Genomic DNA, 12,319 nt, shown 5'->3' with positions numbered 1-12,319 from the left:
GCCCCACCTTTTGGGCGTTGCTACTCCGCCGGGTCCAACCCCGCCCGCAGCAGGCCGTACGTGTACGCGTCCTCCAGGGCCTGCCAGGACGCGGCGATCACGTTGTCGGCCACGCCGACCGTGGACCACTCGCCGGAGCCGTCCGAGGTGGAGATCAGGACCCGGGTGGTGGAGTTGGTGCCGTGCTTGCCTTCCAGGATGCGGACCTTGTAGTCGACGAGCTCCAGCTTGGCGAGCTGGGGGTAGATCTTCTCCAGGGCCACCCTCAACGCCCTGTCCAGCGCGTTGACCGGGCCGTTGCCCTCGGCCGTGGCGACGATGCGCTCGCTCTTGGCCCACAGCTTGACCGTGGCCTCGTTGGCGTGGCTGCCGTCGGGGCGGTCCTCGACGATGGCCCGCCAGGACTCGGTGCGGAAGTAGCGCTGCGGCTTGCCCGCGACCTCGTCGCGCAGCAGGATCTCGAAGCTCGCGTCGGCGGCCTCGTAGGTGTAGCCCCGCAGCTCGCGCTCCTTGACCCGCTCGACGACCCGGCCGACCAGCTCGCGGTCGCCGCCGAGGTCGACACCCAGTTCCTTGCCCTTGAGCTCGATGGAGGCGCGGCCGGCCATGTCGGAGACCAGCATGCGCATGGTGTTGCCGACCTGCTCGGGGTCGATGTGCTGGTACAGGTCCGGGTCGACCTTGATCGCGGAGGCGTGCAGGCCGGCCTTGTGCGCGAAGGCGGAGACACCGACGTACGGCTGGTGCGTGGACGGGGTGAGGTTGACGACCTCGGCGATGGCGTGGGAGATGCGCGTCATCTCGCGGAGGTGGCCGTCCGGGAGGACCTTCTTGCCGTACTTCAGTTCCAGGGCGGCGACCACCGGGAACAGGTTGGCGTTGCCTACGCGCTCGCCGTAGCCGTTGGCGGTGCACTGGACGTGGGTCGCGCCCGCGTCGACGGCGGCGAGGCTGTTGGCGACCGCGCAGCCGGTGTCGTCCTGGGCGTGGATGCCGAGGCGGGCGCCGGTGTCGGCGAGAACGGTGGCGACGACGGCCTGGACCTGCGCGGGGAGCATGCCGCCGTTGGTGTCGCAGAGGATGACCACGTCGGCGCCGGCCTCGGCGGCGGCCCGTACGACGGACTTCGCGTACTCGGGGTTGGCGCGGTAGCCGTCGAAGAAGTGCTCGCAGTCGACGAAGACGCGGCGGCCCTGCGACCGGAGGAAGGACACCGTGTCGCGGACCATCTCGAGGTTCTCGTCGAGGGTGGTGCGGAGCGCCAGCTCGACATGCCGGTCGTGGGACTTGGCGACCAGGGTGATCACCTCGGCGCCCGAGTCCAGGAGAGCCTTGACCTGCGGGTCCTCACTCGCTTTGCCGCCCGCGCGGCGCGTGGCGCCGAAGGCGACGAGCTGGGCGTGTTTGAAGTCGATCTCTTTCTTCGCCCGGGCGAAGAACTCCGTGTCCCTCGGGTTGGCACCCGGCCAGCCGCCCTCGATGAAGCCCACCCCGAAGTCGTCCAGGTGCCGAGCGATGGCCAGCTTGTCCGCGACCGTGAGGTTGATGCCCTCGCGCTGGGCGCCGTCGCGCAGGGTGGTGTCGAAGACGTGGAACGAGTCGTCCAGCTCGCTGGTTACCGTCATGGTGTCAAGGCTCCTGTGTTGGATCTCGGTCTACCGGAATGACCGGCTCCACCGTCCCCCAATGATCCCTCGCGCTGCGCTCCCGGCTGAGGTTGGGCCAGAAATGCGAAAAACCTCTCGCGGGTGCGAGAGGTCTGCGCGCGGGTCGAGGACGACGGTGTCCGCCCGTACCTGGTCGTACGTGGCGGTCACTGCGGACCGGCGCGCCTGCTGCCAATAATCATGGCGAACGAGAGCACGAGGGCAGTCTGGCACAACTGGCCCCCGTGCTCACCGTCCGTCTCAGGATGCGAACAGCGCGCTGATCGACTCGGTTCGGTTCGGGCGGAGTCGGATCGGTCAGTTCAGGTGATGTCTCAGTCGGCCCGCCCGGGCGGTGAACCGTCCGTCGCCTCCGGGCGGAGGATCCGTCGCGCGAAGTGAACGGCCAGGACGAGCGACGGCACCACCAGCGCGACCGGCAGCAGGCTCCACCAGCCGAACCCGAGGGCGAACAGAGAGACGGTGATGACACCGAACACGAACGACCCGACCACGGTGACACCCAGGTGGGACAGATACCGTTCGCGCGGCCGGTCGAGTTCGGCCCGCACTCTGCGGTGTGCCTCGTCCAGGGCGGCGCGGTACTCGTATTCATGGGCGACCAGCCGCTCCCAGTCCTCGGGACTGACTCCCTCCATGGACTCGGGCATGAAAGGCTCACGGGGCCGTCTGCGCGGCCACCGCCGGATCCGCTGCGCCACTGGGAGCCTCCCCTACTTCAGGGCGTAGGACGCCGCGAGAATGTTGGCCAATGACTCCATGAGCGTGACATGTGCGCCGGTGAAGTCCGAGTACTCGGGCGCGTCGACGGAGAGGATGCCCACCTTCTCCGTGCCGTGGATGACGGGTACGGCGATGACCGCCTTGTACCCCGTCCCGACCGGGATCAGATAGGAGTGCGGCTCGTTCTTGCCGTCGATCCTGAAGGTCTTTCCGCCGCCACCCAGGATCTCGTTCCTCATGTGCGCGGCGCCGACGGGGTCGATGACGCTCCTGGGCGTCCGGTGCCCGGGTTGGGTGCCTTCCAGTGTGAAGTCGCCCGTCGCGGCGTCGTACAGGTAGAAGCTGCACCGCGCCCGCGGCACGAAGGTCGGCCCGACCGGTGGGGCAGTGAGGGTGACAGCCGCGAAGAGGACCGCGTCGAGGATCTGCCTGCGCTCGCGCTCGATGTCGGACACAGTCTGCGCGGGCGTGGAGGCCGGCAGGCGGGCCACGCTCCCATAGAGCGTGGTCAGCTGCCGGACTCTGTCACTCAGGGGCTGCAGCGCCGTCGAGTACGCCTGTGTCAGGTGTGCCTCGGCCTCGGCGGCCCGCAGCTCGGCACGCGCCCTCCCCTTCTCCACCAGGCGTCTCTCGAGGTGGGTGATCAACACGACGCCGAAGGCGCAGACGCCTGCTATGAGGGCCCAGAGCCTCTTGTCGTTCCCCTGGGCGCCGTCCGCCCACACGGAGACAACGGCAACCGCCACACCGAGGACCGCGGAGAACAAGAGGAACAGATAGTGAAGGCCTCGATCTGCCAGCCATTGCTTCATCCGTACGCATCGCTCCGCGCTCGTCGACGATCTCCGTACGCAGAATCCCATACTTCCCGTACGAGGCGCCCGGCGACGGCAGCGAACTGGCGGTCCCCGCACTCCCGTTGAGAAGTGCGGGGACGGTCGAACCCGGCTCAGCCCAGTTCGTGCATCCAGCCGTGGGTGTCCTCGGCCGTGCCGCGCTGGATGTTCAGGAGGGCTTCGCGGAGTTTGAGGGTGACGGGGCCGGGTTCGCCGCCGGACTGGTGCCACTGGGCGCCGGTGCGCTTGACCGTGCCGACGGGGGTGATGACGGCGGCGGTGCCGCAGGCGAAGACCTCGGTGAGGGTGCCGTTCTCGGAGTCGGTCTGCCACTGGTCGATGGAGATGCGGCCCTCCTCGGCGGTGTAGCCGAGGTCGCGGGCGACCGTGAGCAGCGAGTCGCGCGTCACGCCCTCCAGGATCGAGCCGGTGAGGGAGGGCGTGACGATGCGGTCGCCGTACACGAAGTACAGGTTCATGCCGCCGAGTTCCTCGACCCACGTGCGCTCGACCGCGTCGAGGTAGCAGACCTGGGCGCAGCCCTCGGCGGCGGCCTCGGCCTGGGCGAGGAGGGAGGCGGCGTAGTTGCCGCCGGTCTTGGCGTCGCCCATGCCGCCGGGGACGGCGCGGACGTGGTCCTCGGAGACCCAGATGGAGACGGGCTTGACGCCGCCGGGGAAGTAGGCGCCGGCCGGGGAGGCGATGACCATGAAGAGGTACTCGCCCGCCGGCTTGACGCCGAGGCCGACCTCGGTGGCGATCATGAAGGGGCGCAGGTAGAGGGACTCCTCGCCGCCGTGCGCCGGGACCCAGGCCTGGTCCTGCCGCACCAGCACGTCACACGCCTCGATGAACGTCTCGACCGGCAGCTCCGGCATACCGAGCCGGCGCGCGGAGGACTGGAAGCGCGCCGCGTTCTTCTCCGGACGGAACGTGGCGACGGACCCGTCGGGCTGCCGGTAGGCCTTCAGCCCCTCGAAGATCTCCTGCGCGTAGTGCAGGACCATCGTGGCCGGGTCCAGGGAGATCGGCGCGTACGGAACGAGCTGGCCGTCGTGCCAGCCACGGCCCTCGGTCCACTTGATGACGACCATGTGGTCGGTGAAGTGGCGGCCGAATCCGGGATCGGCCAGGATCGCCTCGCGCTCCGCGTCGGAAAGTGGCGAGGCCGAGGGCTTGAGCTCGATCGTGGGCGTCGTCATGAGTGGTTGTCCTTCACCGGTTGTGTGTGACGGGCCGCGCTCACATCCGTACGGCCAGTGGCCGGTGCTAGGGCGTCCGAGCATTCCCTCATTCGGCGGCTCCGCGTTCGATTATCGCAAGCGGGGCTGCCGGAAGAAAACGGCGTGAATGCGACCCGAAGGATGATGGTGACACCCCGGCGGGGACATGGGGAAGCCGCCGGGTGCCAGAGGGACCCGACGGCTTCGAAAGGTTTCGAGTGGCGGTGGGGGTCCCCCCCCCACACCGTTCGAGGTGGTGGGGGAAGGTCAGCCGGCTACTCGTACGACGAGGGCGTCGCCGATCTCGTCCGTCGAACGGGCGGGCTTGCCCACGCGCTCCGCGAGGTCGGCGGAGACGGCGTCCTCGATCGTTGCGGCCTCGGCCTCGTAGCCGAGGTGGCGCAGGAGGAGGGCGACGGACAGGACCGTGGCGGAGGGGTCGGCCTTGCCCTGGCCGGCGATGTCCGGGGCCGAGCCGTGGACGGGCTCGAACATGGACGGGAACTCGCCGCTCGGGTTGATGTTCCCGGAGGCCGCGACGCCGATGCCGCCGGAGACGGCCGCGGCGAGGTCGGTGATGATGTCGCCGAAGAGGTTGTCGGTGACGATCACGTCGAAGCGCTCGGGCTGCGTGACCAGGTAGATGGTCGCCGCGTCCACGTGCATGTACTCGGTGGTGATTTCGGGGAACTCCTCGGCCACCTTGTTGAAGATGTTGGTCCACAGGTGACCCGCGAAGGTCAGCACGTTGTTCTTGTGGATCAGCGCGAGCTTCTTGCGGGGGCGGGCCTGGGCGCGGGCGAACGCGTCGCGGACCACGCGCTCGACACCGAAGGCCGTGTTCACGGAGACCTCGGTGGCGACCTCGTGCTCGGTGCCCTTGCGGATCGTGCCGCCGTTGCCGGTGTACGGGCCCTCGGTGCCCTCGCGGACCACGACGAAGTCGATGGCCGGCTGACCCTTCAGGGGGGTCTCGACACCCGGGAGCAGCTTCGACGGGCGCAGATTGACGTGGTGGTCGAAGGCGAAGCGGAGCTTCAGCAGGAAGCCTCGCTCCAGGACCCCGGACGGCACGCTCGGGTCGCCGATCGCGCCGAGGAGGATCGCGTCGTGCTGCTTGAGCGACTCCAGGTCGGCCTCGGTGAGGGTCTCACCGGTGGCGTGGTAGCGCTTGGCACCGAAGTCGTATTCCTTGGTCTCCAGCTTCACATCCTGCGGAAGGACGGCGGAGAGGACCTTGAGCCCCTGGGCCACGACTTCCTGACCGATGCCGTCACCGGGGATCACTGCGAGATTGAGGCTGCGAGACATGACGGCACCGTACTCCTGGTCCCACGGGATGACACGCGGTGTCCGGGATGCGGACACCCGGGCGAGTGACAACTTCCACAAGTCGCCGTGCGTTCACCCGTATGTGTAGCGGGCGTTGGCATTCGCTGGGAAGTTGCCTCCCATGGACATTCCCGACTTCGGCATTCCGCCGCAGCTCGCGCGCCGGATGAGCATGGCCGAGCAGCACGAGTACCTGCGTACGAAGCTGACGCGGCGTCGCACCCTGGTGACGGCGGGCGCGGTGGCGGCGGGCGGACTGCTGACCGGCTGCGGCGACTCCGGATCGTCGGGCTCGCCGAGCGCCACGACCTCGGCCCCGTCGCCCGCCACCTCCAAGGCGCCGGGCTCGCTCGTCACCCCCTTCGGCCGTCATCTCGCCTTCGGCGCCGACCCGAAGTCGCAGATGCGGATCTCCTGGCAGGTGCCGGTCTCGGTGAAGAAGCCGTACGTCCGGATCGGCCTGACCCCCGACGACCTGAGCCGGAAGATCGAGGCCGAGGTACGCGACCTGCACACGCCGGGCGTCCAGGGCGTGCGCCTCGAACTGGACCAGTACTACCTGCACGCGGCCCTGGACGGCCTGCTCCCCGGTACGACGTACTACTACGGCGTCGGCCACGAGGGTTTCGACCCGACCTCGCCGGGCCGCAGGTCGACGATCGAGTCGTTCCGTACGGCGCCGGCGAGCCCGGAGAGGTTCGTGTTCACGGCGTTCGGCGACCAGGGTGTCGGCAAGGCCGCGGCCGCCAACGACAATGTCATCCTCCGTCAGAAGCCCGCCTTCCACCTCCACGCGGGCGACATCTGCTACGCGAACGTGAACGGCAAGGGCGTGGAGCAGGACGGATACGACCCCGCCTTCTGGGACCTGTTCCTCAAGCAGAACGAGACGGTCACCAAGTCCGTGCCCTGGATGGTGACGACCGGCAACCACGACATGGAGGCCTGGTACTCACCGGACGGCTACGGCGGCCAGCTCGCCCGCTGGTCCCTCCCGGACAACGGCTTCGACCCGCGCTCGGCGCCGGGCGTGTACTCGTTCACCTACGGAAACGTCGCCGTCGTCGCGCTGGACGCGAATGACGTGTCGTACGAGATCCCCGCCAACTACGGCTACACCGGCGGCCGGCAGACGAAGTGGCTGGACGAGAAGCTGGCCGAGCTGCGGAAGGCGAAGGACGTCGACTTCGTCGTCGTCTACTTCCACCACTGCGCGTACTCGACATCGGCGCACGCCTCCGACGGCGGGGTGCGGAACGAGTGGGTGCCGGTGTTCGCCAGGCACCAGGTGGACCTGGTGATCAACGGCCACAACCATGTGTACGAGCGCACGGACGCCATCAAGGACGGCGAGGTCGGCGGGGCGGTGCCGATCGGCGCGTCGACCGACCCGACACGGGACGGGATCGTGTACGTCACGGCGGGCGGCGGCGGCAAGGATCTGTACGGCTTCCCGTCGGGCGTCGACGAGAGCTACGAGGGGCACGTCACGCGCCACGACACCGTCGACACCTTCCAGTGGACCAAGCAGCGCTCCTCCGACGGGGAGACCGTGGAGTGGTCGCGCGTGCGCTACCGGGGCTTCTCCTTCCTCAAGGTGGAGGCGGAGAGCGGCTCCAGGCCCGTCCTGAAGGTGTCGGCGCTGGCGCAGAACGGCGAGCGCATCGACCATTTCGAGGTGCGGCGCGGCGCGTAAGTCCTCAGCGTGCTCACGGCCGCACCGCACCCCATGGGGGTCCCCCCCCACGCTCGAGCGAAGTCGAGCGTGGGGGAGGGTGCGGCTCCCGGCTGGTGGGGGCACTCAGTGCCCGGTGGAGCCTCCATTGTCCCTGCGGTCGAGGGCGCGCTGGAGGGCGGCGGCGGCGTTCCTGCGGTCGGACTCGCTCGTCGGGGAAGCGTGACGGACTCGGCGGCGGACGGTCGTCTCGGCCATGGGGAATCGACTCCTTCGAGGCAATCCGGAGTACGGAAACGGGGGGTTACGAGACGCCGGATGGGGCGGGGAGCGGGGGCCGCAGGGGTTGCCTGCCTCGGGCTCCGGCTCACGACCGCCATTCGCTTGATCGAGCGAGACGTTCGGCTCCTACAAAGCTAAGCGAGTCCGGGGCATCTGTCTGCACAATTACTCGGACTTCCTACTATCTGAGACAGTGGATTGAGTCACACGCGGCTGACCTGCGCTTTTCATCATGCTGGGAACGCGGCCGCGCCCGGCCCCTCCCGTGGTGGAGGGGCCGGGCGCGGTGTCGGTCGCCGGGCGGCTCAGCCCATGTGCGGGTACGTGTAGTCCGTCGGCGCCACCAGGGTCTCCTTGATCGCGCGGGTCAGGGTCCAGCGCATCAGGTTCTGCGGGGCTCCCGCCTTGTCGTTCGTACCGGAGGCGCGACCGCCGCCGAACGGCTGCTGGCCGACCACGGCGCCCGTCGACTTGTCGTTGATGTAGAAGTTGCCGGCCGCGTAGCGGAGCCTGTTCATCGTGTGGGCGGCGGCCGCGCGGTCGCCCGCGATGACGGCGCCCGTCAGGGCGTAGTCCGACACCGACTCCATCTGGGTCAGCATCTCCTCGTACGCCTCGTCCTCGTAGACGTGCACCGCGAGGAACGGGCCGAAGTACTCCGTCGTGAAGACCTCGTTCTCCGGGTCCGTGCACTCGACGACCGTCGGGCGGACGAAGTAGCCGACCGAGTCGTCGTAGGTGCCGCCCGCGACGATCGTGCAGGCCGGGTCGGACTTGGCGCGGTCGATGGCGGACTTGTTCTTGGCGAAGGCGCGCTCGTCGATCACCGCGCCGATGAAGTTCGACAGGTCGGTGACGTCGCCCATGGTGATGCCGTCGACCTCGGCCGCGAACTCCTCCTTGAAGCCGGAGTTCCAGATCGACGCGGGGATGTAGGCACGCGAGGTCGCGCTGCACTTCTGGCCCTGGTACTCGAAGGCACCCCGGGTCAGGGCCGTCTTCAGGATGGCGCGGTCGGCGGACGGGTGGGCGACCACGAAGTCCTTGCCGCCGGTCTCGCCGACGAGGCGCGGGTACGAGCGGTACTTCTCGATGTTCGCGCCGACCGTCTTCCACAGGTACTGGAAGGTCTTCGTCGAGCCGGTGAAGTGGATGCCGGCGAGGTCGCGGTGTTCGAGAGCCACCTGGGAGACCTCGATGCCGTCACCCGTGACGAGGTTGATGACGCCCTTGGGCAGGCCCGCCTCCTCCAGCAGCCGCATGAGCAGTACGGCGGCATGGGTCTGGGTCGGGGACGGCTTCCAGACCACCACGTTGCCCATGAGGGCGGGGGCGGTGGGCAGGTTGCCCGCGATCGCCGAGAAGTTGAAGGGGGTGATCGCGTAGACGAAGCCCTCCAGCGGGCGGTGGTCGAGGCGGTTCCAGACGCCCGGGGAGTTGGCCGGGGGCTGCTCGGCCAGGATCTGGCGGGCGTAGGCGACGTTGAAGCGCCAGAAGTCGATCAGCTCGCAGGGGGTGTCGATCTCGGCCTGCTGGATGGTTTTGGACTGGCCGAGCATCGTCGAGGCCGCCAGCGTCTCGCGCCAGGGGCCGGAGAGCAGTTCGGCGGCGCGCAGGATGATCGCGGCGCGGTCGTCGAAGGACATCGCGCGCCAGGCGGGCGCGGCGGCGAGGGCCGCGTCGATGGCGTCCCGGGCGTCCTGCCGGGTGGCGTTGGCGTACGTGCCGAGGCGGGCCTTGTGGTTGTGCGGCTGTACGACGTCGAAGCGCTCGCCGCCGCCCATCCGCTTGTCGCCGCCGATCGTCATCGGCAGGTCGACCGGGTTCTCGGCCAGTTCCTTCAGCTTGGCCTCCAGCCGGGCCCGCTCGGGCGAGCCGGGGGCGTAGCCGAGCACCGGCTCGTTGACGGGGGTGGGGACCTGGGTCACAGCGTCCATGAGCTACCTCTTCCGAGTGAATGCCTGGCTTCAGCCCGAGGGAGCCGAAGGCGTTTGCGTATGTTGGGCGGCGGTCAGGGCTTGACCGTCACGAGCCCGCTGCGGCGAGCTGGTGAGAAGCCCCCGCAGGGGCGGAGTCACGGGTTCCGTAACTCCTTTCCGGAGCCGGGTCGGCTCAGCCGACCGATGGGCGGTAGCTGCCGTTACCCAGGATGCATCCTGGGTAACGGCAGCTACCGCTCACCCTTTGCTGACCATCGAGCGGACGAAGAAGCGCAGTTTGGCCGGTTTCTCCGCCAGGCGCCGCATGCTGTGCCTTCCCGGGGGACAACCCCCGGACCCCTGGCAGAAATCGCGGTGACTGTCATGTCTCAGCCTCGGGTCAGCATGCTGCGGACGAAAAATCGGAGATTCGCCGGCTTCTCCGCCAGGCGCCGCATGAAATAGCCGTACCAGTCCGTGCCGTACGCCGTGTAGACCCGCATGCGGTGGCCCTCGGCGGCGAGGCGCAGGTGCTCCTCACCGCGGATGCCGTACAGCATCTGGAACTCGTACTCGTCGAGCTTGCGCTGGGCGCGGTGGGCGAGTTCCTGCGCGATGGAGATGATGCGCGGGTCGTGGGACCCGATCATCGGGTACCCCTCGCCCTCCATGAGGATCTTCAGGACGCGTACGTACGCCCTGTCGATCTCGGTCTTCTGCTGGAAGGCGACGGAGGCGGGCTCCCTGTAGGCGCCCTTGACCAGCCGTACGCGGCTGCCGTTCGCGGCGAGGCGGCGGGCGTCGGCCTCGGTGCGGAAGAGGTAGGCCTGGATGACGCAGCCGGTCTGGGGGACGTCGCGGCGCAGTTCGTCGTGGATGGCGAACATCGAGTCGAGAGTGGTGTGGTCCTCCGCGTCGAGGGTGACCGTGGTGCCGATCGCGGCGGCGGCCTCGACGACCGGACGGACGTTGGTGAGGGCCAGCTCGTGCCCGCCCGGCAGTGCCTGCCCGAAGAGGGACAGTTTCACCGACACCTCGGCGCGCTCGCCGAGCTCCAGCTCCTTCAGGCGGTCGATGAGCTCCAGGTAGGCGTCGCGGGCGGCGCCGGCCTGCTCGGGGCGGGTGGTGTCCTCGCCGACGACGTCCAGCGTGACTTCCAGGCCCCGGTCGGTGAGGTCCTTGACGACGGGGATGATGTCATCGACGGTCTCGCCGGGGATGAAGCGGTCGACGACCTGCTTGGTCACGGGCGCCGCCGAGATCAGGCGTCGCATCCGGTCGCTGCGCGACGCGGCGAGAATCACGGGACCCAGCACGGGGCACCTCCACAAACCAGCAGATAGAACCACCGTGAAACCTAAGGATCCCTCCGATCGTCGGCCATCGACAGCTGTCACGCATCCGTGCCGCAGATCTCAGACAGATGTATGAAGAGCCGGGAAATTGAGGGAGAATGCCCGGGTGACGTCCGAAGCCGGGCCCTTCAAGAACACGGGTGACTACCAGGAGCTCGTCGACGAGATCTCCGGTCTGCTCGGCGCCCCGGCGACCCTGGAGAACCGGGACTTCGAGCTGATCGCCTTCGGCGCGTACGACAGTGAGGGCGCCCTTGATCCGTCGGCCGTCGACCCGGTCCGCGCCCGTTCGATCCTGACCCGCCGTTCGACCACTGCGGTGCGGGAGTGGTTCGAGGGGTTCGGCATCACGCGGGCGACCGGCCCGGTCCGGATCCCGCCCACCCCCGAGGCCGGGGTGCTGCGCGGCCGCATCTGCCTCCCTGTACGGCATCGGGGGGTCGCCCTCGGTTACGTCTGGCTCCTGGACGGTGATCCCGGCCCCACCGACGCACAGCTGTCCGCCGCGATGACGGTCGCCTCCCGCATCGGCGCCCTCCTCGCGGACGAGGCGCAGGCAGGCGCCGACCTCACCCGGGAGCTGCGCGCGGTCCTCACCGCCGAGCGCGGCTGGGAGCGGGACATGGCGGTGGCGGAGTTGCGCACGGCCCTCGGCCCACGCGGGGACGGCGTCCACACGGTGGTGTGCGTGGCCCCGTGGCCGTCCGCCGACCCGGACGTGGCGGCGGGGGCGCCCTCCTTCCGTACGGTGCCGGGGGCGACGGCGCTGTGCACGGTGCCGTGGGGCGCGGCCGGGCAGACCCTCGCCCTGCTGGTACGGCTGCGCTCGGCGGAGGTACCGGCTCCGGCGCTCGCGGCCGCCGCCCGGCTGCTGGAGCGGGCGGGCGCGCACGCGGCGGCCGGGGTCGCGGGCCCTCGTACGGGCCTCGCCGACCTTGGCACCGCCTGGCGGGAGGCGTCGGCGGCGGCCCGTGCCGTGCTGGCGGAGCCGCGCCTCGGCCCGGTCGCCGAGTGGCGCTCCATCGGCCCGTACCGCCTGCTGACGGCCCTGCCGCCGGAGGCGCCTCAGGACCCTGCCGTACGCGCCCTGTTGTCCCCCACCCACCGCGAACTCGCCCACACCGCCGAGGTGTTCCTCGACTGCGCGGGGCAGGCCGGGCGCACGGCGGCCGAGTTGGGCATCCACCGCCAGACCCTCTACTACCGCCTCTCCCGCGTCGAGAAGCTCACCGGGCTCGACCTGGACGACGGGGAGGACCGGCTGCTGCTGCACATGGCGTTGAAGGGGGCGCGGCTCTGAGCGGGGT

General features: G+C 69.5%; 10 protein-coding genes. 2 read left to right on the top strand and 8 right to left on the bottom strand.

The genetic code is table 11. From position 1 onward, the window contains the following. Window positions 1–20: 20 nt before the first annotated feature. From cimA to CES90_RS04735, 5 genes are all read right to left on the bottom strand, one after another. Window positions 21–1,625, bottom strand: coding sequence for a citramalate synthase (gene cimA / locus CES90_RS04755; RefSeq protein ID WP_189782502.1), 1,605 nt, complete (start codon window positions 1,623–1,625; stop codon window positions 21–23). Window positions 1,626–1,981: 356 nt separating this feature from the next. Further along, window positions 1,982–2,317: a hypothetical protein gene (locus CES90_RS04750; protein ID WP_189782501.1), complete on the bottom strand. Its 336-nt coding sequence runs from the start codon at window positions 2,315–2,317 to the stop codon at window positions 1,982–1,984. Between the two features lie 63 nt (window positions 2,318–2,380). Beyond that, on the bottom strand, window positions 2,381–3,136 hold the full coding sequence (locus tag CES90_RS04745) for a GAF domain-containing protein (RefSeq protein WP_189782500.1): 756 nt from the start codon (window positions 3,134–3,136) through the stop codon (window positions 2,381–2,383). Window positions 3,137–3,339: 203 nt separating this feature from the next. Continuing rightward, a complete protein-coding gene (locus CES90_RS04740) occupies window positions 3,340–4,428 on the bottom strand; it encodes a branched-chain amino acid aminotransferase (RefSeq protein WP_189782499.1) in 1,089 nt (362 codons plus the stop codon). Between the two features lie 288 nt (window positions 4,429–4,716). Next, complete coding sequence (locus CES90_RS04735) at window positions 4,717–5,760, bottom strand: 3-isopropylmalate dehydrogenase (protein WP_189782498.1); 1,044 nt, start codon at window positions 5,758–5,760, stop codon at window positions 4,717–4,719. A gap of 142 nt (window positions 5,761–5,902) precedes the next feature. Here CES90_RS04735 and CES90_RS04730 point away from each other — a divergent pair, with 142 nt between their 5' ends. After that, window positions 5,903–7,477 (top strand): purple acid phosphatase family protein, encoded by a 1,575-nt coding sequence (locus CES90_RS04730; protein ID WP_189782497.1) that lies wholly within the window; start codon window positions 5,903–5,905, stop codon window positions 7,475–7,477. A 105-nt stretch (window positions 7,478–7,582) separates the two neighbouring features. Here CES90_RS04730 and CES90_RS51195 read toward each other — a convergent pair whose 3' ends face one another. The 3 genes from CES90_RS51195 to CES90_RS04720 form a co-directional block, all read right to left on the bottom strand. Further along, window positions 7,583–7,714: a hypothetical protein gene (locus CES90_RS51195; RefSeq protein WP_149825310.1), complete on the bottom strand. Its 132-nt coding sequence runs from the start codon at window positions 7,712–7,714 to the stop codon at window positions 7,583–7,585. Window positions 7,715–8,043: 329 nt separating this feature from the next. Continuing rightward, complete coding sequence (gene pruA / locus CES90_RS04725; protein ID WP_189782496.1) at window positions 8,044–9,675, bottom strand: L-glutamate gamma-semialdehyde dehydrogenase; 1,632 nt, start codon at window positions 9,673–9,675, stop codon at window positions 8,044–8,046. Between the two features lie 371 nt (window positions 9,676–10,046). Then, window positions 10,047–10,973: a proline dehydrogenase family protein gene (locus tag CES90_RS04720; RefSeq protein WP_189782495.1), complete on the bottom strand. Its 927-nt coding sequence runs from the start codon at window positions 10,971–10,973 to the stop codon at window positions 10,047–10,049. A 127-nt stretch (window positions 10,974–11,100) separates the two neighbouring features. Between CES90_RS04720 and CES90_RS04715 the strand changes: the two genes are divergently transcribed. Then, on the top strand, window positions 11,101–12,312 hold the full coding sequence (locus tag CES90_RS04715; protein ID WP_189782494.1) for a PucR family transcriptional regulator: 1,212 nt from the start codon (window positions 11,101–11,103) through the stop codon (window positions 12,310–12,312). The last annotated feature ends 7 nt before the right edge of the window (window positions 12,313–12,319 follow it).

This window comes from Streptomyces capitiformicae (assembly GCF_002214185.1).
GTDB classification, from domain to species: domain Bacteria; phylum Actinomycetota; class Actinomycetes; order Streptomycetales; family Streptomycetaceae; genus Streptomyces; species Streptomyces capitiformicae.
Note: the sequence above shows the minus strand (reverse complement) of the source record. Positions and strands in the feature narration are given on the sequence as shown.